Annotated in this window: 6 protein-coding genes and 2 pseudogenes; 7 read left to right on the plus strand and 1 reads right to left on the minus strand. The window is 72.2% G+C overall.

The window, feature by feature from the left end:
- Nucleotides 1-2: 2 nt before the first annotated feature.
- Nucleotides 3-1,103, minus strand: a complete 1,101-nt coding sequence (locus tag J5X86_RS28780) for an alpha/beta hydrolase-fold protein (RefSeq protein ID WP_208519620.1) — start codon at nucleotides 1,101-1,103, stop codon at nucleotides 3-5.
- 110 nt (nucleotides 1,104-1,213) lie between these two features.
- Here J5X86_RS28780 and J5X86_RS28785 point away from each other — a divergent pair, with 110 nt between their 5' ends.
- The 7 genes and pseudogenes from J5X86_RS28785 to J5X86_RS28840 form a co-directional block, all read left to right on the plus strand.
- Nucleotides 1,214-2,791: an amidohydrolase gene (locus J5X86_RS28785; protein ID WP_208519621.1), complete on the plus strand. Its 1,578-nt coding sequence runs from the start codon at nucleotides 1,214-1,216 to the stop codon at nucleotides 2,789-2,791.
- Nucleotides 2,792-2,855: 64 nt separating this feature from the next.
- Entirely contained in the window at nucleotides 2,856-3,377 is a 522-nt protein-coding gene (locus tag J5X86_RS28790) for a GNAT family N-acetyltransferase (protein WP_243981697.1), read from the plus strand.
- 200 nt (nucleotides 3,378-3,577) lie between these two features.
- Complete coding sequence (locus J5X86_RS28795) at nucleotides 3,578-5,716, plus strand: FAD-dependent monooxygenase (protein ID WP_243981699.1); 2,139 nt, start codon at nucleotides 3,578-3,580, stop codon at nucleotides 5,714-5,716.
- A 278-nt stretch (nucleotides 5,717-5,994) separates the two neighbouring features.
- Nucleotides 5,995-14,121, plus strand: a complete 8,127-nt coding sequence (locus J5X86_RS51055; RefSeq protein WP_308124764.1) for a type I polyketide synthase — start codon at nucleotides 5,995-5,997, stop codon at nucleotides 14,119-14,121.
- 68 nt (nucleotides 14,122-14,189) lie between these two features.
- A pseudogene (locus J5X86_RS51060) lies at nucleotides 14,190-22,004 on the plus strand (SDR family NAD(P)-dependent oxidoreductase); the annotation flags it as partial.
- 150 nt (nucleotides 22,005-22,154) lie between these two features.
- Nucleotides 22,155-22,574, plus strand: a pseudogene (locus J5X86_RS53000) (acyl carrier protein); the annotation flags it as partial.
- A 103-nt stretch (nucleotides 22,575-22,677) separates the two neighbouring features.
- A partial coding sequence (locus J5X86_RS28840) for a type I polyketide synthase (protein ID WP_208519625.1) occupies nucleotides 22,678-24,742 on the plus strand: 2,065 nt, incomplete at its 3' end.

The raw sequence follows: 24,742 nt of genomic DNA on the forward strand, positions 1-24,742 counted from the left end.
CGCTAACCGAGTGCCCAGGCGACATCCCTGAGCAGGGCGTGCCGCCAGCCCGCCCGGTCGTGGCCCGCCGCCGACCGCGAGACCCGTACGGTCGCGCCGGACTGCCGGACCAGGGTCTCGGCCAGCTCGCAGTGGGGGAGCATCCGCCTCTCGTGCTCCCCCAGGTCGAACGCGACCCGCAGACCGGACAGGTCGGGGCGCTCGCGCAGGCGCGCGGCCATGGTGCCGCCGACCGGGCCGCCCATGGGATCCGGCAGGTCCAGGGCGTCGGGTGTCCACCAGAACGACCCCGACTGACAGGCCACGCGGGACACCAGGTCCGGGAACTCCAGCGCCGCGTACAGCGCGCTCAGCCCGCCCAGGCTCTGCCCGGCGACCACCAGCCGGTCCGGGTCGGCGGGTGCGCCGGATTCCGCCACCAGCGGCAGCAGTTCGTCCCGGATCGCCTCCCACAGCGCGGGGCCGCATCCGAACTCGGCCTCCCTGTCCTTGCTCGGCAGGAAGACGAGCGTGACGGGCGGCATCTCACCACCTGCGACGGCCGAGTCGAACGCGGTCATGGCCGGGTGCAGATACAGCCAGTCGTCCCCGTCGAGCAGCAGGACCACGGGTCCGCCGCCGCCCACCGGATGGACGCGCACGGTGCGGCGCCCGCCGAGCCGTGCGCTGTGCCAGCGGATCCGGTTGTGCGGGAGGGGCAGTACGGCATCGGCGCCGATGACGGGCCAGTGCGGCTGGGCCGGGGCGTCCGGAGTCGCGGCGATGGACCGGTCACCGCCCGCGCCGACCGGGTTGAACGGGTCGGCGTGCGCTGCGTCGCCCGCGAGGAACTGGTAGGTCACCCGCAGCCGTGCGGGCATGGGCACCTCGGCGTACCAGCAGTCCGTATCGCCCCACCGGCGCAGGGGGACCGGCTCCGACCAGCTCTCGAAGCCGATGCTCGCGGGAGAGCCGCGCCACAGGAACAAGGTCGTCCATCCGCCGCCGTCGGCGGGCACCGACGTGGGTGTCCCCGCCGCCGCCCAGAACTCGTCGGTGCCGGGTATGCCGGGCAGTCCGAACGCGACGAAGGCGTTCTCCTCATCGGTCGCACTCAGGCGCATGAACGTCTCCTTGTGAGAGGGAAGGGACAGAGCTAAGCTCCTGTCAATTAGGCGAGGCTAACCTAAGTTTGACCTGTGAACCGCCCCGGCACCCAGGAGAGCTCCGGCAGATGCTCTGCACCAGACTGACGAACGCCCGCTTCCTCACCATGGACCCGGACCACCCCGTCGCCCACGATCTGGGCCTGTGGCGGGGCCGGATCGTGGGCCTGGACGACGCCGTGACCTCCCTGCCCGCCCGCGAGGTGGTCGACCTACAGGGTGCCACCGTGCTGCCCGGGTTCATCGACCCCCATGTGCACCTGGCCTGGACCGGGTTCAAGCAGAAGACCCCGAGCATCGCGGGGTGCACGCGGATCGACGAGGTGCTCGCCGTCGTGGAGGAGGCCATCACCCGGAAGGGCTCGCCCGGCGCCTGGGTGAGCATCGCCGGCTACGACCAGCGGGCCCTGGGCCGCCATCTGACCGCCGCCGAACTGGACAGGGTCAGCCACGGGCGCAAGGTGTTCATGATGCACGACTCCGGGCACGGCTGCATGGTCAACTCCGCCGTCCTCGACCTGCTTCCCGCCGACACCCCGCACGAGAACGGCTTCCTCGCCGAGGGCGCCATGGGCGCCGCCCGTGCTCTGCGCCTCCCGCACTCTCAAACGGAGCTGGCCGAGGCGATCGCCCGCGCCGCCCGCACCTGCCTGGCCGAGGGCGTCACCGCCTGCGCCGAGGCGGGCATCGGCGGCGCACTCTTCGGCCACAGCCCGGTCGAGCTGGGCGCCTACCAACTCGCGCGCGAATCGGGCCTGTTGCCGCTGCGCGTACAGCTCATGGTCTCCGCCGACCGGCTGCGCCCGGTCGGCGCACATGAAGCCGACGGCATTCCCCGGGCGCTCGACCTCGGCCTGCGCACCGGATTCGGCGACGACCGGCTCTCCGTGGGCGCGCTGAAGATCTACACCGACGGCGGCATGATGGCCCGGACCGCCGCGCTCAGCAGCCCGTACGAAGGTCTGGATCACACGGGTGAGCTGCAGGACGACCCGCAGGTGCTCGCGGACACGATCGTGGACGGCCACCTGGCCGGGTGGCAGCTCGCCGTTCACGCCATCGGCGACCGCGCTGCCGACGTCGCCCTGGACGCCCTGGAGCGGGCCCAGCGCCTCCGGCCGCGCCCCGACGCCCGGCACCGCATCGAGCACGCCGGACTGATCCGCCCCGACCAGCTTCCGCGCTTCGCACGGCTCGGCGTCAGCGCCGTCGTCCAGCCCAACTTCCTGCGCTACTTCGGCGACGACTATGCGGCGATCATGGGCGAGGAACGGGCCCCGTGGCTCTACCGCGGCAGGGCCTTCCTGGACCACGGCATCCCCCTCGTCGGCAGCTCCGACCGCCCCGTCACGGACGGATCTCCGCTGCGGGCCATCCAGTTCATGGTCGAGCGCACCTCCGAGTCCGGCCAGGTGATCGGCCCGGACGAGGGCATCACCCTCGACGAGGCACTGCGGGCCTACACGGTCGCGGGTGCCGTCGCCTGCCACTGGGAGGACGGCCTGGGAAGCCTCACCCCGGGCAAACTCGCCGACCTCGTCGTGCTCGGGGACGACCCCCGCCGGGTCGACACCTCGCGCATCGGGGACATCGAGGTGGTGGCGACGTACGTCGACGGCCGGGAGACCGGGATCCGCACCGGATGAGATGAAGCACGCCGAGGTGCTCACCGACCGGGTCCTCCGACCGTGGAACCGAGGAAGGAAAGCCTTGATCACGGCTACGCCATGCCCTGCCCCGCTGCCGCACGCCCGCCTCGCGCCGACGTCCCGCGTGCGCAGCGCCCGTCCGGAGGACGCCGCCGCACTCGCCGAGCTGTCCCGGCCCTTCGTGGGTTCGGGGGCGCTGCGGGAGCGGCCTGTCACGCTCTACGCGACCCGTGCGGCCGACTTCCTCGTGGCACAGGCCCCGGATGGCACCGTCGAGGGCTGTGTGGGCCTGCGCCTGCACCCCGCCGACCCGGGGGAGGGCCGTGGGCCCGCGGGCGTGGTGTACAACTTCTGCGTGGCCGGGCCGAGTCAGGGAAGCGGTGTGGGAGCCGGGCTGCTGCGCGCCGTGCTGGCCAGGGCGCGCGCTCAGTCGCTCGGTGCCCTGTTCACGGCGACAACCGGCGGTGGCGGCCTGTTCCTCCGGTACGGATTCGCGCCCACGACGGTGCGCCTGGCGCCTTCACGCTGGGTGGAGTCGCTGGACCCCCGGCGCGATGCGCGCATCCTCACAAGGACCTTGTGACCGCTCGCCTTGGGTGACGCCCGGGCCGTTTCGTTCCGGTTTCTTCGGCCCGGGGTCATGAGTTCTTCGGCCGACTATGGCTGGTTCCCGGGCAGTAATGCCGTCACCTCCCTCAACTGGTGGGAGGACGGCGCGTCGCGGACGCGATGATGTCATGCGGGACGACGTCCACCGCCGCCGCCGAAAAGGACTCCTTGACCATGAACACCACCCCCCGTATCGCGATCATCGGCGCCGGCCCCGGCGGCCTCACCCTCGCCTGCGTCCTCCAGGCCAACGGCATCGACACGGTCGTATACGAGCGCGAGGCAGTCGATGCCGCCGCCTGCCCGGGCGGCACCCTCGAGCTGCACCCCGAGTGCGGTCAGCACGCCCTGCGCGAGGCAGGACTGGAAAACGAGTTCTGGGCCCGAGCCCGCCCCACGGGCCTGGATATGAAGATTTTCGGCAAGGACGCCACGGTCCAACCCCAGGACGTCACCCCCGAAGACGACACGGGCTGGCCGGAGATGGACCGGTCCGCCCTGCGCGAGATCCTCCTCGACGCCCTCGCCTCCGACAGCATCCGCTGGAGCCACAGCCTCGACCACGCCACCACCCTGGAGAGCGGCCGCCTCGAACTCCACTTCGCAGGCGGCGCGGTGGAGACCTGCGACCTGCTCATCGGCGCGGACGGCACATGGTCCCGCGTCCGTCCGATGCTCACCGAAGTCAAGCCCGCGTACTCTGGGATCAGCCTTATAGAGCTCGGTGTCCCCGAGGCCCACCGCACCCAGCCGGCCTTAGCCACGCTCGTGGGCCGCGGCAGCATGTTCGCGCTGCAGGACGACAAGGGTCTGATAGCGCGGCGCGGCGGCGATGGCCGCCTGCGCATCTCCATCGCCTTCCGCGTTCCCGAGAACTGGCTCACCACCAACGGCATCCCCTACGACCGGCCCGAGCGGGCGCGCGCCGCGATCCTGGAGCACTTCACCGATTGGGCCCCGCAACTGAAGGACCTCGTCCGCCACTGCGATGACACGATCGTCCCCCGCCCCGTCTACAGCCTCCCCATCGGCACGAGCTGGCCGACCACACCGGGAGTCACCCTGCTGGGCGATGCCGCCCATGGCATGCTGTCATCCTGCTGGGGCGCCAATCTCGCCATGCGGGACGCTGCCGACCTCGCCCGAGCCGTCATCGGGGCCGGTGACGACCTTACGGCGGCGCTCGCCGCGTACGAGAAGACGATGCGCGAGCGTGCGGCGTCCATGGCCAGGGAGCTGGAGGGAAGCCTCGACGGGGGTGCCGATCCGCACGGCGTGCGGAAGATCGGCGACTTCTTCGGGCGTATGACCGCCCCAGGGCAGCGGAAGAGCCGGCCGGCGTCCTCGACCGATGGGGAACAGCCGCCTGTTACCGATGGGGGACAGCCGCCCGTCGCGGCGGCTCGTCCCACCAAGATTGATCTGAACCTTCTGGTCCCGCTGAACGCGCTCCTTTCGGAGCGCAGTGTCACCAGGGCCGCTGAGCGGGTCTCCGTCAGCCAACCCGCGATGAGCACGGCACTGGCGAAGCTGCGGCGGCACTTCAATGATCCGCTGCTGGTCAGGGCCGGGCGCGCGATGGTCCTCAGCCCGCTCGCGGAGTCACTGGTCGACCCGGTCAAGGAACTCCTGGGCGGGATGTACGAGGTCCTGGACCGCACGGAACAGTTCGATCCGGTCACCAGCGCCCGAACCTTCAACCTGGTCGCCGACGACTACGTGACCGCGGTGATGCTGCGTCCATTGCTCAGCGAGCTCAGCGAGCTGAGCGAGGTGGTCCCGGGCGTGCGGATCAGCGTCACCGGGGTGCACCCCGGCATGTTCGACCGGTTGCGCCGCGGGGAGACCGACCTACTGATCTGGCCGCCGAACGTGCTGACCGACGAGCTGACGTCGTTCTCCCGTAGCGATCTGCCTCCGGACGAGCTGGTCGCCGTCGTCGACGGTGGCCATCCCGATGTGGGCCCGATCCTGAGCCTGGAGGAACTGGGCGCCCTGCCCCATGTCAGGATCGGCTCACAGTCCATGCCGTTGTCGGGCCTCACCTTCGGCGACTGCGGCGTGTCCGACCGGACAGTGGCGGTGAGCGACACTTTTGCCGGCGCGGCCTCCATGGTGTCCGGTACCCGGATGGTCGCGGTCATTCCCCGGCGGCTCTTCGAGCGGCTCGGGAATCCGATGAGCCTGCGGGCGGTACCTCTGGAGCCGGCGGGGGAGTTGACGGAAGCGATGTACTGGCATCCCAGGAACACCGCGGATCCGGCGCACCGCTGGCTGCGGGAGCGTATCCAGGAGATGGCGTCACACCTGTGATCCCACGGTTCCCGCGGTCGGCGGGCTGACCGGGCGCTGGGTCGTTTGCGTAATAGGCCCGGTATCCATGGCGCGGATGGTCTTGATCGATACCAGTTGCCTTCCGGGCTCTCCACGAGCTGATTAGCGTCTCAGTCGAAGGCAGCGACAACCTGTCGCCGCCCATGACTCGGCGATGGGCCCGGTCTTGCCCAGCGGCATTCCGCTCGCATGGGAAGGATCTTCCGGGCACATTCCTCTCGCCGGTTGTCCCGTCCCGTGGGGAGGAAAGGTTGGCTGTGTCCGTCGCGCCTTCCGCGAGTGCTCACGCCTCGGCGCCGATCGCCATCACGGGTATTGCCTGCCGTCTGCCCGGTGGCCGGAACCCGGAGGAATTCTGGCGGTTGCTCTGCGCCGGGCGCCATGCGGTCGGCGAGACCGCGCACGGGCGCTGGAGCGCGGAACAGGCCGTCGAGCAAGGCGGCTTCCTCTCCGAAGTGGCCCATTTCGACGCCGAGTTCGCCGGAGTCACCGCCGCCGAGGCCGCCGCGATGGACCCACAGCAGCGGCTCGCGCTCGAACTGGCCTGGGAGGCGATGGAGTCCGCACGGTTCGTGGCGGACCCCCTTCGTGGCAGCCGGTCGGGTGTGTACCTGGGAGTGTCGTCCGACGACTACGCGGCCCTCACCCGTGCCCGCGGCGCGGCGGAGGACCGCTACACCCTGACGGGCACCCACCGCTCCATGATCGCCAACCGGGTGTCGCACCTGCTGAGGCTGGGCGGCCCGAGCGTCACCGTCGACTCGGGACAGTCCTCCTCCCTCGTGGCGGTGCACCTGGCCTGTGACAGCATCCGCCGTGGCGAGGTCGACCACGCCTTCGTGGGCGGCGTCAACCTCAATCTCGCCCCCGTCTCCGCCAGGGCCGTCGACGCGCTCGGTGTCCTCTCCCCGGACGGTCGCTGCTACACCTTCGACGAACGGGCGAACGGCTACGTGCGCGGCGAGGGCGGCGTGATGATCGTGCTCAGGCCGCTCGCCGACGCGCTGGCGGACGGCGACCGCGTACACGGCCTGATCCTCGGCAGCGCGGTCAACAACGACGGTGCCGGTCAGGCGGATCTGACCACACCGGACCCCTCCCTGCAGACCGACGTGCTGCGCGCCGCCTACCGGTCCGCGGGCGTCGAACCCGGTACCGTGCAGTACGTCGAGCTGCACGGTACCGGGACCAGGGCCGGCGACCCGGTCGAGGCAGCAGCGTTGGGAGCGGCACTCGGCCACGAACGGCCGGAGGGCACGCCCCTGCGCGTCGGCTCGGTGAAGACCAACATCGGTCACCTCGAAGGCGCGGCCGGAATCACCGGGCTGCTCAAAGTGGTCCTCTCTCTCACCCACCGTCGGCTGCCCGCGAGCCTGAACTTCGCCCGGCCCCATCCGGCGATCCCGCTGTCCGAGCTGAACCTGCGGGTACAGACCGAGACCACCGCGTGGCCGGAAGAGGAACGGCCGCTGGTGGCGGGGGTCAGCTCCTTCGGTATCGGCGGCACCAACTGCCATGTCGTGCTTGCCGAGCCGCCCTCCGTCGAGCCGACGCCGCCCGGTACATCCCCGGCGGTGACGCCGTGGGTGCTGTCCGCCCGTACCCGACAGGCGCTGCGCGGCCAGGCGGAACGCCTCCTCGACCACCTCGACCATCACGATCTGCCTGCTGCCGACGTCGGATACTCGTTGGCCACCACGCGCACGCTGCTCGAACACCGCGCCGTGGTCTTCGGCCGGGAGGAGCTGGCGGCACTCGAAGAACAGCTGCCGGGACCCGTGCTCGGTACGGCAGGAGAACCGGGGCGCACCGTCTTCGTGTTTCCCGGTCAGGGCTCCCAGTGGTCCGGTATGGGGCTGGCACTGCTGGAGGAGTCGGCGGTGTTCGCGGCACGGATGCGTGAGTGCGCACGGGCCCTGTCCCGGTTCGTCGACTGGGATCTGTTCGATGTGCTGCGCGAACCGATGACCGGCGACGATGTCGTACAACCGGCCACCTTCGCGGTCATGGTGTCGCTGGCCGAACTGTGGCGATCCCACGGAGTGCTGCCGGACGCGGTGATCGGGCATTCGCAGGGCGAGATCGCCGCCGCCTGCGTGGCCGGAGCGCTCAGCATCGAGGACGCCGCACGGGTCGTGGTGGCGCGCAGCAGGGCTGTCGAGGCGATCAAGGACCGGGGCCGCATGGGCATGGTCGCTCTGCCCGTGGCCGAGGTCGAGCCGTTGCTGCCGCGGGGTGTCACGATCGGCGCGGTCAATGGCCCGCGTTCGGTCGTGGTGTCCGGCGACACCGAGCCGGTGCGGGAACTCCTGGAGTCCCTGTCGGCCCGGGGCGTGTGGGTGCGCACGGTACCGATCGACTACGCCTCGCACTCCCCGCACGTGGACGACATCCGGCCGGCGCTGCTCGATGAGCTGGCCGCCGTTCGCCCTACCAGCTCCGCGGTCCCGCTGTTCTCCACCGTCACCGGGGACTGGCTCGACGGCACCGGACTCGATGCCGACTACTGGTGTCGCAACCTGCGGGAGACCGTGCGGTTCGAAACCGGTGTGCGTGCGCTGGAGGCCGACGGGTTCACCGGGTTCATCGAGTGCAGCCCGCACCCGGCCCTGGTCATGCCGGTTCAGGAGACCACCGGGCCCCAGGCCGTCGTGGTGGGTTCGCTGCGCCGTGACGACGGCCGTATGGGGCGCTTCCTGCGGTCGGTCGCCGAGGCCCAGGTGCGGGGAGTGGAGGTGGACTGGCGGCCCGCCTTCCCGGACGGACAGCCGGTGGACCTGCCCACGTACGCGTTCCAGCGCAGCAGGTACTGGCTCGACGAGCCGACACATGAGCCCGAGGCGAGGACACCGCGGGCGTCGCGGCGCACCGAGGAACAGCGGCATGCCGCCGCGTTGCGTCTGGTGCGCGAGCACGGGGCCGTGCTGCTCGAGCGGGACGACCCGGAGTCGCTGGCCGTGACCGAGTCGTTCCGCGACCTCGGCTTCGACTCGCTGACCTCCGTCGAACTGCGCAACCGGCTCGTCGCGGCGACCGGCGTACCGCTCTCCTCCGCCGTGCTGTACGACCATCCGACCCCCGCGGCGTTGGCCGAACACCTTGCCGCCCTGCTGGATGGTGAGCGTCCCCGGGCCGCCCAGGCGACGGTCGCCGCCGTCGCGACGGGCGATCCCATCGCCGTCGTCGCCATGAGCTGCCGGCTCCCGGGCGCGGTGAGCTCGCCCGAGGACCTGTGGCACCTGGTGGCGGAGGAGCGTGACGCCATCAGCGGATTCCCCACCGACAGGGGCTGGGACCTCGCTGATGGCAGCACCGCCACCCGGGCGGGCGGATTCCTCGACGGCATCGACACGTTCGACGCGGCCTTCTTCGGCATCTCCCCGCGCGAGGCCACGGCGATGGACCCCCAGCAGCGCCTCCTGCTGGAGGGCACATGGGAGGCGCTCGAACGGGCGGGAATCGTTCCCGAGAGCCTGCGCGCCACCCGGACCGGGGTGTTCGTCGGCGCGAGTGCCCAGGACTACGGGCCGCGCCTGCACGAAACCGCGCATGGCGCCGAAGGGTTCCTGCTCACCGGCACCAGCGCGAGCGTGCTGTCCGGCCGGGTGGCCTACACACTCGGCCTGCGAGGGCCCGCCGTCACCGTGGACACCGCGTGCTCGTCCTCGCTGGTGGCCGTGCATCTCGCCGTACGGTCGCTGCAGCAGGGGGAGTGTTCGCTCGCCCTGGCCGGTGGGGTGACCGTGATGTCGACCCCGGGCATGTTCGTGGAGTTCAGCCGTCAGGGCGGACTCTCACCGGACGGGCGCTGCAAGGCGTTCTCCGCTCAGGCCGACGGCACCGGCTGGGCCGAAGGGCTGGGCGTTCTCGTACTGGAGCGCCTCTCCGACGCCCGGCGCAACGGACACGACGTTCTCGCGGTGATCCGCGGCACCGCCGTCAACCAGGACGGGGCCTCCAACGGGCTCACCGCGCCCAGTGGACCGGCGCAGGAGCAGGTCATCCGGCAGGCCATGGCCCAGGCCCGGCTGGTGCCGGACGATGTCGACGTGGTCGAGGCACACGGCACGGGCACCGTGCTGGGCGATCCGATCGAGGCGCACGCCCTTCTCGCCACCTACGGCCAGGACCGGGAACACCCCCTGCTGCTCGGCTCGCTCAAGTCGAACATCGGCCATACGCAGGCCGCCGCCGGGATCGCCGGGGTCATCAAGATGGTGCAGGCCATGCGGCACGGCATCGCGCCGAAGACCCTGCATATCACCGACCCGACCGCACACGTGGACTGGTCGGCGGGAGCGGTGCGGCTGCTGACCGAGGCCACACCGTGGCCGTCGCGTGGCCGTCCGCCCCGCGCGGCCGTCTCCTCGTTCGGCATCTCCGGGACCAACGCGCACCTCGTCATCGAGGGCGTCCCCGCGCCCGGGCCTGAGCGGACGCCCGACAGCGGCAGCACCATGCCGCTGCTGCTGTCCGGGCACACCGGGCAGGCGGTGGTCGACCAGGCACGGCGACTGGCCGTGGCGCTGGCCGGGGCCGACCCGGACGACGTCGCCTTCTCGCTGGCCACCGCCCGGCAGCACCGGCAGCACCGCGCGGTCGTCGTCGGCGGGGACCGCGACGCGCTGCTCGCGGGGCTGGGCTCCCTCGAGGCCGACGACGTGTGCACGACGTCGGCCGGTGCACTCGCCTTCCTCTTCACCGGTCAGGGAAGCCAGCGCGGCCGGATGGCGGCGGAACTCCACGCGCGGTACCCGGTGTTCGCCCACACCTTCGAGCGCGTGTGCACCGGATTCGACGAGCACCTCGATGCCGGGCTGAAGGCCGTGGTGTTCGACGGATCGGATCTGCTCGACCGGACCGTCTACACCCAGGCGGCGCTGTTCGCGGTCGAGGTCTCCCTGTTCCGGCTGGTCGAGAGCTGGGGACTGCGCCCCGACTACCTGGTGGGGCACTCCATCGGCGAGCTCGCCGCCGCGCACGTGGCCGGTGTGCTCGACCTGGCCGACGCCGTGACGCTGGTGGCCGCGCGAGGCAAGCTGATGCAGGCGCTTCCGGGCGACGGCTGTATGGCCGCGATCGCCGCGACCGAGCAGGAGGTGCTGACCCGTCTGCCAGGGGCGGACGGGTACGCGGAGATCGCCGCCGTCAACGGGCCGCGGGCCGTGGTGATCGCCGGAGACGAGCGGGCCGTCACCGGGCAGATGGGGTACTGGGAGCAGCAGGGGCGCCGCACGCGCAGGCTGCGGGTCGGCCACGCCTTCCACACCGCACACATGGAGCCCATGCTGGCCGACTTCCACGCGGTCGCGGAAAAGCTGACCTTCCACCCACCGGCGATCCCCATCGTGTCCAACGTGACCGGCACGGTCGCGAGCGACGAGGAGCTGTGCTCCCCGGACTACTGGGTGCGGCATGTGCGCGCCGCCGTGCGCTTCGGCGACGGCGTGCGGTGGCTGTACGACCACGGCGTCACGGACTTCCTGGAGCTCGGGCCGGATGCCGTGCTGACCACGCTCGGGCCCGAATGCGCCGACGGGGACGCGCGGTTCGTGCCCGCGTTGCGCCGTGACCGCTCAGAGGCGGCCACGCTCACCGAGGCCGTATCAAGGCTCTACGCACACGGTGTCGGCCTGGACTGGGCGGCCGTCTACGACGGCACCCCGGCACGACGCACGCAGTTGCCCACCTATCCGTTCCAGCGCAGGCGCTACTGGCTGGACCAGCCCCCCGGCGCCGGCTCCTCGCCGGGCGCGGTCGGGCTGCGCCCGGCCGGGCATCCCCTGCTCGGCGCGCGGATCGCACAGCCCGACGGCGATGGTGTGGAGTTCACCGGTGTGCTGTCCACACGCACCCAGCCGTGGCTGGCCGACCACGTCGTGGGCGGGACCGTGCTCGTCCCGGCCACGGCCTTCCTCGAGATGGCCGTGCACGCCGGTGGCGCGACGGACTGTCCCACCGTCGAGGAGCTGGTGATGACGGCGCCGCTCGCCCTGCGGTCCCACGAGACCGTCGAACTCCGGGTGGGCGTAAGGGAGAAGGACACCGACGGGCGCCGTGCGCTGAGTGTGCACTCCCGACCGGCGGACGGCGATGCCGAGTGGACACGGCATGCGACCGCCGCCCTCGTCCCCGCATCGGCCACCCCCCAGCGGGTCCTCGGCCACTGGCCGCCGGTGTCCGCCGTCGAGTTGTCCACGCAGGACCTCTACGGCGGCCTGGCCCGGTGCGGGCTGGAGTACGGTCCGCGCTTCCAGAACGTACGACGCGCCTGGCGGGCCGGCGACGAGGTGATCACCGAGGTCGAACTGGACCTGGACCTCGCCGGGCGGGCCGGTGAGTTCGCCCTGCACCCGGCGCTGCTCGACGCGTGTCTGCACGGCGCCGGCGCGCTCGGGCTCTTCGACGGTGCGAAACTGCCGTTCTCCTGGCAGAAGATGGCCGTCCACGCCACCGGTGTCGCCGCCGCCCGGGTGCACACCAGGCGTACCGGCGAGGACACCGTGTCGCTGCGCATCACCGACACCGCCGGAGGGCCGGTCGCCGACATCGAGGCGCTGAGTGTCCGCACGGCCGGTCCCGTGGTGCACGACGATCCGTTCCTGAAGGTCGAGTGGGTTCCGGTCACTCCGGCGTCCACGACATCCCGTGTCGCCGTAGCGGACGACGGAGATCTCTCCCGGTGCGCGGGGGAGCGTCCGGACCTCGTGGTGGTGCCGGTGTCCTCGGAGGCGGACCGGACTCTGCCCGGCGCGGCCCATGCGACGGCCGGTCGGGTGCTGGAGCTGGTGCGCTCGTGGATCAGCGACGAGCGGTTCGCCTCGGCTCGGCTGGTGCTGGTGACGCGGTCGGCGGTGGGCACCCGGGAAGGCGAGGAGGTCCTGGGCCTCGCCCAGTCCCCGGTGTGGGGTCTGGTGCGTTCCGCGCAGCGTGAGCATCCCGGCCGGTTCGTCCTGCTCGACCTGGACGCCGACGTCGGAGCGGCGCGGCCCCTCCTGGACGTACTGCCCCTGGACGAACCGCAGTTGGCGGTGCGCGCGGGCACACTCCTCGCCCCCCGGCTGACGCGCGGGCGCAGGCCCGCCGCCCTCCGCGGCTGGAACCCCGACGGCACCGTGCTGATCACCGGCGCGTCCGGAGGGCTCGGCCGGCTCATCGCCCATCGGCTGCTCACCGAGCACGGCATGCGCCACCTGGTGCTGGCCGGCAGGCGGCCGGTGGACGTGACGGAGTTCGGCCCCGGTGTCAGTTGGCGGTCCTGCGACGTCGCCGACCGTGACGCGGTGGCCGGACTGCTGGCCTCGATCCCGGCCGAACATCCGCTGACCGCGGTGGTGCACGCGGCAGGCGTCCTGGACGACACCGTGATCTCCGGGCTGACCACCGAGCGGCTGGCATCGGTACTGCGTCCCAAGGTGGACGGGGCGTGGCACCTCCACGAGTTGACCCGGGACCTCGCCCTGGACGGGTTCGTGCTGTTCTCCTCGGCGTCCGGCGTCCTCGGCGCCGCCGGACAGGCGAACTACGCCGCCGGGAACACGTTCCTGGACGCCCTGGCCCAGCATCGGGCGGCGCAGGGGCTGCCCGCCACTTCGCTCGCGTGGGCCCCGTGGGAGCAGACGGGCATGGCCGCCGAGTTGTCCCGTACCGACCTCGACCGGCTGGCGGACATCGGCATGCCCACCCTGTCCACCGAGGACGGCCTGGCGCTGTTCGACGCCGCGCTGCGACTGGACACCCCCCTCCTGGTGGCGGTGGGCCGGAAAGCCGGACAGCCGCGGTCCGGGTCCGACGACCCGGGGCCACTGCTGCGCGGCCTGGTCCCGGTGGCGTCGAGGACACGGCCCGAGCGGGACGCGTCCCCCCTCGACCTGGTGCGGCGGGAGCTGGCCGGCTGCCTCGGGCAGGGCCCCGACGAGGCGATCGACCTCGATCGCGGCTTCCGGGAACTGGGTGTGGACTCCTTGATCGCGGTCGACCTGCGCAACCGGCTCAACCGGGTGACCGGACTCGCGCTGTCCCCCACGGTCGTCTTCGACCACCCAACCCCGAACCGGCTGGCCGCCCTGATCGCCCAGAAGATGGCGCCCGCCGAACCGCCACCGGTGGACGAGGCGGCGTTGCGCAAGGCGCTGGCCACGCTGCCGGTGGCACGTCTGCGCGCCGCCGGTCTGCTGGACGCCCTTCTCACGCTGGTGGCCGAACCGCCCGCCCAGGCCACGTCCCCGGCCGACATCGACCACCCGGGCGGCCCCGAAGGGCCGGACAGCGTCGGCGAACCGTACGGCCTCGACGAACCGTACGGCCTAGACGAGTTGGACGGCCTCGACGAGCTGGACGCGGACGACCTGGTCAGGCTGGCCCGTCGCAGCCTGGAATCCTGAGCGAGCCGGAGACGACACCGATGAGCGAAACAACCGCCGCCGCGGTCACCGAGGCGCTGCGCGACAGCATCCGTGAGGTCCAGCGGTTGCGCAGGAAGAACCACGACCTCACCGCCGCCGCGCGCGAGCCCTTGGCGATCGTGGGAATGAGCTGCCGCTACCCCGGTGGCGTCCGCTCGCCCGAGGACCTGTGGGAGCTGGTCGAGCGAGGCGGCGACGCCGTCACCGGGTTCCCGGTCGACCGGGGCTGGCGGTTGACCGAGCTGTTCGACCCGGACCCGGCGCACCCCGGAACGTCCTACTGCAGCCAGGGCGGGTTCCTGCACGACGCGGGCGGGTTCGACGCCGAGTTCTTCGGTATCGGCCCGCGCGAGGCACTGGCCATGGATCCGCAGCAGCGGCTGCTGCTGGAGGCGTCCTGGGAGGCGCTGGAACGCGCCGGACTCGTACCGGGCACCCTGCGCGGCAGCCGCACCGGAGTCTTCGCCGGAGTGATGTACCACGACTACGGGCCGCCGCTGGAACACACCGCGGGCGCGGTCGACGGGCACCGGCTGACCGGCACCACCGCCAGCGTGCTGTCCGGCCGCGTCGCCTACACCCTCGGTTTCGAGGGGCCGGCGGTCACCGTGGACACGGCCTGTTCCTCGTCGATGGTGGCGATGCACCTGGCCGCGCAGTCATTGCGCAGCGGTGAGTGTTCGCTGGCGCTGGCCGCCGGTGTCACCGTCATGGCCACACCCGGCACCTTCGTGGAGTTCTCCCGGCAGCGGGCGCTGTCCCCGGACGGCCGGTGCAAGTCTTTCGCCGCGGCGGCCGACGGCACGGGCTGGTCCGAGGGGGTCGGGGTACTCGTACTGGAGCGGCTGTCGGACGCGCGTCGCCACGGCCACCGGATACTGGCCCTGATCCGGTCGACGGCGGTCAACCAGGACGGCGCGAGCAGCGGGCTCACCGCTCCCAACGGTCCGTCGCAGGAGCGTGTGATCCGCGCCGCGCTGGCGGGCGCCGGCCTGTCCCCGGCCGATGTGCACGCCCTCGAGGCACACGGCACCGGCACCAGGCTGGGCGACCCCATCGAGGCCCAGGCCGTGCTGGCCACCTATGGACTGGACCGCCAACATCCCCTGCTGCTCGGCTCGTTGAAGTCCAATATCGGCCACACCCAGGCCGCGGCCGGGGTCGGTGGCGTCATCAAGATGGTGATGGCCCTCCAGCACGAGCAACTGCCGAGAACCCTGCACATCGACCGGCCCTCACCGCTGGTGGACTGGGACAGCGGCGCGGTCCGGCTGCTCACCGACCCCGCGCCCTGGCCGGACACCCAGGGCCCGCGCCGCGCCGCGGTGTCCTCGTTCGGCATCAGCGGCACCAACGCCCACGCCATCATCGAACAGGCACCCGTGGCCGAACCGGCGGCGCCTACGTCGGCCACGGCGCCACTGACCCTGACCAGCGTGCCGCTGGTGGTGTCCGGACGCACCGCCGAGGCGCTGAGGGCGCAGTCCGGCCGGCTGTCGACGGCGCTGACCGACGACGCCGACCTCGCCACGGTCGGTGCCTCGCTCGCCCTCGCCAGGTCCGCGTTCGAACACCGCGCCGTGCTTCTCGGCCGGTCGGCCCAGGAGCTCCGTACGGGGCTGGACGCACTGGCCCGCGACGAGCCCGCCTCGATGACCACGCGCGCCACGGCAGGCCCCCGCAAGGTCGTATTCGTCTTCCCGGGACAGGGCCCGCAGTGGGCGGGGATGGCGGTGGACCTGCTGAAGACCTCGCCGGTCTTCGCCCAGGCGATGGCCGACTGCGAACGCGCCCTGACCCCTCATGTGGACTTCGCGCTCACCGACGTGGTGCGTTCCGGCGAGTTCGAGCGGACCGAGGTCCTGCAGCCGGTCCTGTTCGCGGTGATGGTCTCGCTGGCGGTGCTGTGGAAGTCCGTCGGGGTGGTGCCGGACGCGGTGATCGGCCACTCGCAGGGCGAGATGGCCGCCGCGGTCGTCGCGGGCGCGATGTCCCTGGAGGACGCCGCCCGCGCGGTCGCGCTGCGCAGCAAGGCCATCGCCGAGGGCCTGTCCGGCCGCGGCGGCATGCTCTCGATCAACCTGCCCCTGGACGAGGTCCGGTCCCGCCTGGAGGGGTTCGAGCGGGTGAGCGTGGCCGCGCTCAACGGCCCCACCTCCACCGTGGTCGCGGGCGATCTCCCCGCGCTCGCCCGGCTGGAGTCCGCGCTGTCGGAGGAGGGCATCTGGTCGCGGCGGGTGCCCATCGACTACCCGTCCCACTCCGCCCACGTCGAGCCGATCCGGGAGCGTGTGGAGGAGCTGCTGGCCCCGGTCCGGCCGGCCGCCACGCCGACGGCGTTCATGTCCACCGTGACCGGCGACTGGATCGATACGGCCGAGCTGACCGGTGAGTACTGGTACCGCAACCTTCGCAGGCCCATCCAGTTCGAGCCGGCCACCCGGGCACTGCTGGCCGCCGGCTTCGACACCTTCGTGGAGTGCAGCCCGCACCCGGTGCTGCTGGTCGGCATCCAGGAAACCATCGACGACGTCGGCGCCGGGGCGGCGGTTCAGGGCACCCTCCGGCGTGGGCAGGACGAGTCCGACTGCTTCCTCGGCTCGCTGTCCGCCCTGCACGCGCACGGTGTCGCGGTCGACTGGGCGAGCGTGTTCGCCGGGGCCGGGGACGGGGCCGGGGCGGGACACGGACACCTCGATCTGCCGACGTACCCCTTCCAGCACCGCCACTACTGGCTGCCGAGCGGCAGCGCGGCGGATGTGCGGACCGCGGGCATGACGGCCGTGGACCACCCGCTGCTGGGCGCCGCGGTGCGCTTGGCGGACCACGGTGACACCGTGTTCACCGGTGTGCTGTCCGTCGGTGCGCAGCCATGGCTGGCCGACCCCGCCGGGACGCATGCCGCACTGCTGGAACTGGCGGTGCACGCCGCGGCCGAGGCCGGTTTCGACCGTGTCGAGGTCCTGCGCCAGGTGGACCCGCCACGGCTGCCCGACTCCGGCGTCCTCCGTGTCCAGGTGCGCATCGGCGCCGACGGTGCCATCGACGTGTTCTCGCAGCCGGACGAGGAGACACCGTGGACCCGCAACGCGACGGCGAGCGCAGGCGTCGCATCCCCGGACACCGGGGCCGGTCTCACGCAGTGGCCACCGGCCGACGCCGAAGCGGTGAGCCCGCCGGAGGGCTCATCCCCCCTGCTGGCGCGGGTCTGGCGCGCCGGTGGAGAGCTGTTCGCGGAGGCCGGCCTGGAACGGGAGAGCGAGGCGGAGCCGTACGGTCTGCATCCGGAGCTGGTCGGCGCGGCGCTGAGCCTGGTGGCCGCCGAGGACGAGACACCCGTTCTGTGGCATGGCGTGCGCCCGCATGCCGTCGGTGCCGCATCGGTCCGCGTCCATCTGCTGCCGCTGGGCGAGCACACCTACGCGATGCGGATCACGGACGGTGCCGGTCAGCCCGTGTACACCGTCGAGTCCGTGACCCTCGCGGCGGTGGACACCGCGCGGGTCCGGCACCACGCGCCACTCCACCGACTGGAGTGGACGGTCACACAGCCGCCCTTCGCGGAAGCGGGCCGGTGGGCCCTGGACGGTGCGGACGAGCACGGGCTTCGCGCCGTCCACCCCGGCATCCAGCAGTTGCCCACGGTGGACGGGCAGGCGGACGTGGTGCTCGCCGCCTTCGGCCCCGGCCACGAAGGGGCGGACATCGCCGCCCAGGCACGGGAGGCCACCTCGCGGGCGCTGCGTCTTCTCCAGACCTGGCTCGCCGAGGAACACCCCGCCGACGCGCGGTTGGCATTCCTCACGCGCCGGGCCGTGTACGGCAGCACCGAGCTTCGCGACACCGTCCAGGCCGCGGTGTGGGGGCTGGTGCGCACCGCGCAGACCGAGCACCCGGACCAGTTCGTCCTCGTCGACCTCGACGGGACCGAGGCGTCCTCGCGCGCACTGCCGGGCGCGCTCGCCTCGGGTGAACCGCAGATCGTCCTCACCGAGGGGAGTGCCCGCGTACCCCGGCTCGTCACCACGCCCACCGTGGCCGGCACGCCGCGGGCCCTCACCGGAACAGCGCTGATCACGGGCGGAACCGGCGCGCTGGGATCACTCGTCGCACGACACCTCGCCGCCGAGCACGGCGTACGGCACCTGCTGCTCACCAGCCGCCGTGGTGAGGCCGCCGAGGGCGCCGCCCAACTCCGCACAGAACTGGAGTCCATGGGGGCCGAGGTCACCATCGCGGCCTGCGACGCCGCCGACCGCGACGCACTCGCCGCACTGCTCGCCTCCATCCCCGCCGACCGGCCGCTGACGGCCGTCGTGCACGCGGCCGGAATCGTCGACGACGCCGTGATCACGTCGATGACGGACGATCAGGTGGCACGGGTGCACCGCCCGAAGGTGCAGGCCGCGGTCAACCTCCACGACCTCAGCAGGGGCGCCGACCTCCAGGTCTTCGCGCTGTTCTCCTCGTACTCCGGACTCGTGGGCAACGCCGGACAGGGCGCCTACGCGGCGGCCAACGCCTTCCTCGACGCGCTCGCCCAGACCCGGCGCGCACAGGGCCTTCCGGGCGTGTCGATGGCGTGGGGCCTGTGGGACGACCGCGGCGGTGTGACCGCCCACCTCGACGAGGACGACCTCGCGCGACTCGCCCGTGCGGGGATCGACCCGCTGACCGCGGACCACGGACTGGCCCTGTTCGACACCGCACTGCGCGCCGATCACCCGGTGACGGCACCGGTGCGGCTGAACCTCTCCGTGCTGCGCGCACAGGCAGGCGCCGGCACACTGCCCGCCCTGCTGCGCGGACTGGTCAGGGCCCCGGCGCGGCGGGCTTCCGGCACCTCGGCACAGCAGCCCTCCGCGTTGGCGGAGCGGCTGCGGGAACGCCCCGAGTCCGAGCGGCCGCGGCTGCTGCTCGACGTGGTCCGTGACGAGGTGCTCACCGTGCTCGGTCACACGGAGTCCGGCGCGCCGGACATGACGCGCCCCTTCCGTGACCTCGGCTTCGACTCGCTGGGCGCCGTCGAACTGCGCAACCGCCTCGGCGCGCGCACCGGGCTGAAGCTGCCCACCACCGTGGTCTTCGACCATCCCAGCCCGGCGGCGCTCGCCGACTACCTGCTGGCCGAACTGCTGGGCGTGGCACCGGAGTCGGTGGAGCGGCAGACGGCCGTGGCCGCGACCGGCGACCCCATCGCGATCGTGTCGATGGCCTGCTGTTTCCCCGGCGGTGTGTCCTCCCCCGAGGACCTGTGGCAGGTGCTCGAGGAGGGCCGTGACGTGCTGTCGCCCTTCCCCGACAACCGGGGCTGGGACCTTGAGCGCCTGTACGACGACGATCCGGACCGGGCGGGCACCAGCTACGCCCGCACGGGCGGATTCCTGCACGACGCCGACCGCTTCGACGCCGCGTTCTTCGGCATTTCCCCACGTGAGGCGCTGGGCATGGACCCGCAGCAGCGGCTCGTGCTGGAGTCCGGGTGGGAGCTGTTCGAACGGGCGGGCATCGACCCCGCGGCCCAGCGCGGCACCCGGTGCGGGGTGTTCATGGGCACCAACGGCCAGGATTACGGCACCGGGATCGACACCGGCGCCCTGGACGCCGAGGGCTATCTGCTCACCGGCACCGCGGCGAGCGTGCTGTCCGGGCGACTGTCCTACACCCTGGGTTTCGAGGGGCCCGCGGTCACCGTGGACACGGCCTGCTCTTCCGCACTGGTGGCCCTGGACGCGGCGGCGAAGGCGCTGCGCGCCCGGGAGTGCTCGCTCGCGGTGGCGGGCGGCGTCACCGTCATGTCCACCCCGAACGCCTTCGTCGAGTTCTCCCGGCAGCGCGGACTGGCCCCCGACGGGCGCTGCAAGGCGTTCGCCGCGGCGGCGGACGGCACCGGATGGTCCGAGGGAATCGGCCTTCTGCTGCTGGAACGCCTCTCCGACGCCAGGAAGAACGGCCACCAGGTGCTGGCCGTGGTCCGCGGTGCGGCCGTCAACCAGGACGGCGCCTCCAACGGTCTGACCGCGCCGAACGGGACCGCCCAGCAGCGCGTCATCCGGCAGGCGCTCGCCGACGCCCGGCTGGCCCCCTCCGAGGTGGACGTGGTCGAGGCACACGGCACCGGCACGGCGCTGGGCGATCCGATCGAGGCCGGCGCGCTGCTCGCCACCTACGGCCAGGACCGCGAACAGCCCCTGCTGCTGGGCTCGGTGAAGTCCAACCTGGGCCACACCCAGGCCGCCGCGGGCGCCGCCGGGGTGATCAAGGCGGTGCTGGCGATGCGGCACGGCGTCGTCCCCGGGACGCTGCACGTCGATCAGCCCACCCCGCATGTGGACTGGTCGGCGGGCGGGGTGTCCCTCGTGACCGAGCCGACGCCCTGGCCGTCGGCCGACCGGCCCCGCCGGGTCGGCGTCTCCTCGTTCGGCATCAGCGGCACCAACGCCCACACCATCCTCGAACAGGCCCCCGCCGAGCCCGCGCCCCCGACGACGCCTCCCACGGTGTCCACCCCGGTGGTCCCGTGGGTGCTCTCGGCCCGCGGCGCGGCGTCCTTGCGGGCGCAGGCCGCCCGCCTGCACTCCTGGCTGACGGACCGCCCGGACCAGGACCACGGCCCGGCCGATGTCGCCTGGTCACTGGCGACCGGCCGGTCGCTGATGGGACACCGTGCGGTGCTGGTCGGCGGCAGCCGCGAGGACCTGCTGGCCGAACTGGGCCACCTCGCCGGCGGCGAGCTCACAGACGGCGTCGGTCAGGCCCGGCCACAGCGGCTCGCCATGGTGTTCTCCGGGCAGGGCAGCCAGCGGCCGGGTATGGGACGTGGGCTGTACCGCGCGTTCCCGCAGTACGCGGCGGCGTTCGACGCGGTGTGTGCCGAGTTCGACCGTCACCTCGCACTGCCGCTGCGCCACGTGGTCCTCGGCGCCGACGACGAGGTACTTGACGACGAGATGCTCGACGACGAGCTGCTCGACCGCACCGAGTACACCCAACCGGCCCTGTTCGCCATGGAAACCGCCCTGTTCCGGCTGATGGAGCACTGGGGAGTCGCTCCCGATCTGCTCCTGGGGCATTCGATCGGCGAGCTGACCGCGGCGCATGTCGCCGGTGTCCTGACGCTGCCCGATGCCTGCGCGCTGGTCGCCGCGCGGGGCCGGCTGATGCAGGCCCAGCCCGCGATCGGGGCGATGGCCGCGATCGAAGCCTCCGAGGAGGAGATCCGGGCCGACCTCGGCACCGGTGTGGAACTCGCCGCCGTCAACGGGCCGTCCGCCGTGGTGATCTCCGGGGACGCCGACGAGGTCGACCGTGTCCGCGAGCACTGGCGCTCGGCCGGACGCAGGACCAGCAGGCTCCAGGTCAGTCACGCCTTTCACTCCGCGCACCTGGACGGCATGCTGGACGCGTTCCGCACCGTCGCCGAGAGCGTCCGCTACCGGGCACCGGCCGTTCCCGTGGTGTCGAACCTGACCGGCACGGTCGCGAGCGACGAAGAGCTGTGTTCCCCGGAGTACTGGGTGCGGCACGCGCGCGGCTGTGTCCGTTTCGCCGACGGGGTGCGCGCTGCCGAGGCCGACGGCGTCACCGCGATCCTGGAACTCGGACCCGACAGCGTCGCCGCCGGCATGGCCGAGGACAGCCTGTCCGATCCCGCCTCGACACTCGTCGTGCCCGCGCTGCGCAGTCATCGCGGTGAGGTGTCCGCGCTGACCGGAGCGCTGGCCGACCTCTCCGTGCGGGGTGTCGCCGTCTCGTGGTCCTCGGTCCTGGCCGGTCGCGGAGGCAGGCGCGTCGACCTGCCGACCTATGCCTTCCAGCGAGAGCGCTACTGGCCGGCGCGCGACGCCGTGAGGAAGCCTGCCGACGCCGCGACAACGGAGTACGCCACGGATGTCCTGGAGCCACATGACGGCCAATCAGGTGACGTTCCGCAGCCCCCGCTCACCGAGCGGCTGGCGCCCCTGACCCGGCCCGAGCGGGTCGGCCTGCTGCTGACGGTCGTCCGCCAGGACATCGCGAAGGTGCTCGGCCACCGCACCGTCGCCGAGGTGGAGCCGACGGTGTCGTTCGCCGAGCTGGGCATGGACTCGCTGGCCGCCGTCCGCCTGCGGAACGTGCTGGCCAGGCGCACCAGTACCGAACTGCCCACCGCCATGATGTTCGACCATCCCAGTGCGGAGGCGCTGGCGGAGTACCTGGCCACCGTGGTCCTGCCCGATGACCGGCAGCAGGTCGACGCCGTCTTCCGCCGGCTCGACGACGTGGAGTCGGCACTGCCCGCCGTACGGGCCGACCGTGCGGCGCGCTCCCGGCTGGCCGCCCGGCTGCGGAGCCTCAGCAGTCGCCTCGACGACTCCGGTGAGCTGGACGAGGTGGACGGCGTCCCCGACGACGAGCTGTTCCGGCTGATCGACGAGGAGTTGGAGCTGTGAATGTCCGCCTGTGCGACCGGCCCGGTGCCCGTGGCCGCGCTACCCGGGCGCCCGGCTTCGACGCCGCGCCGTTCGACGTGATTGACGAGGAGTTGGGTGTCTGATGAGTGAGCAGCAGCTTCGCGACTACTTGCAGCGGGTCACCGCCGACCTCAAACGCACCCGCCGGTCACTGCGCCGCTACGAGGCCATGGCCACGGAGCCGATCGCGATCGTCGGCATGGCCTGCCGCTACCCGGGCGGTGTGCGCACCCCCGGGCAACTGTGGGACCTCGCGGTGTCCGAAGTGGACGCGATCACCGAGTTCCCCACCGACCGCGGCTGGGACCTGGCCTCGGTGCGAGACCGCCTGGCCACCGAGGCCAGCGGGTTCCTGCGGGACATCGACCGGTTCGACGCCGAGTTCTTCGGGATCAGCCCCCGGGAGGCGGTGGCGATGGATCCCCAGCAGCGGCTGCTGCTCGAGACGGCGTGGGAGGCGGTCGAGCGCGCGGGCATCGCTCCCGACTCCCTGCGGGGCAGTGACACCGGTGTATTCGTGGGCACCTGTGCCCAGGACTATCCGGAACTGCTGCGGGACACCGTCGACCAGGTCGAGGGCTACGTCGGCACCGGCAGCGCCGCCAGTGTCATGTCGGGCCGAATCTCCTACACGCTCGGGCTGGAAGGCCCCTCCCTGACGGTGGACACCGCATGCTCGGCATCCCTCGTCGCCCTCCACTCGGCGGTACGTGCCCTGCGTGCCCGGGAGTGCTCGCTGGCCCTGACCGGCGGCGTGGTCGTGATGACCACGCTCTCGCCCTTCCTGGAATTCACCAAACAGGGCGGCCTCGCTCCGGACGGCCGGTGCAAGTCGTTCTCCGACGACGCGGACGGCACGGCATGGTCGGAGGGGGCGGGCATGCTCGCGCTGCGACGACTCTCCGACGCCCAGCGCGACGGCCACGAGGTGCTGGCGGTGATCCGCGGCTCCGCGGTGAACTCCGACGGCGCCTCCAACGGCCTGAGCGCACCGAACGGCACCGCACAGCAGCAGGTCATCTGGAGCGCGCTGGAAAACGCCGGACTCGCACCCTCCGATGTGGACGCCGTGGAGGCGCACGGCACGGGCACCCGGCTGGGTGACCCGATCGAGGCCGGTGCGCTGCTGGCCACCTATGGTCAGGACCGCGAACGGCCGCTGCTGCTGGGCTCGTTGAAGTCGAACATCGGCCACTCGCAGGCGGCGGCCGGGGTCGGCGGCGTCATCAAGATGGTGGCGGCACTGCGCGCGGGAGTGCTGCCCGGTCTGCTCCACTTCTCGGCGCCGTCCTCGCGTATCGACTGGGCGTCGGGTGCGGTCTCCCCGCTGGCGCACACGGCCGACTGGCCGGAGACCGGCAGGCCGCGACGTGCCGGAGTGTCGTCGTTCGGTGTGTCCGGCACCAACGCGCACGTCATCCTCGAACAGGCACCGGAACCCGAGACGCCCGAGCGGCCACTGCTCGCGGAGGACGAACAGGTCGTGTGGCAGCTCTCCGGCAGGAGTCTGCCCGCGCTGCGCGCCCAGGCACGATCGCTGGCGGACCACCTCGAGGCCCGGCCGGACCTCGGCTCGGCGGACCTGGCCTACTCCCTGGCGACCACACGCACCCGGTTCGAGCACAGCGCGACCGTGGTCGGGGACCGGAAGGCCGCGCGTACCGCGTTCGAAGCCATGGCCCGTGGTGAAGAACCGGGTTCCGTCACGCTGTCCGCCGCCCGGGTCACCGACTCCCGTCCGGTGTTCGTGTTTCCGGGGCAGGGGTCGCAGTGGGTGGGGATGGCGGTGGAGTTGTTGGGGTCTTCGCCGGTGTTCGCCGCGGCGATGGAGGAGTGTGCGGGGGCGTTTGAGGGGTTGGTGGAGTGGTCCTTGGCCGAGGTGTTGGGGGATGAGGTGGCGTTGGGGCGGGTTGAGGTGGTGCAGCCGGTGTTGTTCGCGGTGATGGTGTCGTTGGCGAAGCTGTGGCGGTCTTTTGGGGTGGTGCCTGCGGCGGTGGTGGGTCATTCGCAGGGGGAGATCGCGGCGGCGTGTGTGGCGGGTGTGTTGTCGTTGGAGGATGCGGCGCGGGTGGTGTGTGTGCGGTCGAGGTTGATCGCGGAGGGGCTTGCGGGGCGTGGCGGGATGGTGTCGGTCCCGTTGCCTTTGG

The organism is Streptomyces sp. NEAU-YJ-81 (genome assembly GCF_017592595.1).
Classification (GTDB): Bacteria; Actinomycetota; Actinomycetes; order Streptomycetales; family Streptomycetaceae; genus Streptomyces; species Streptomyces hygroscopicus_B.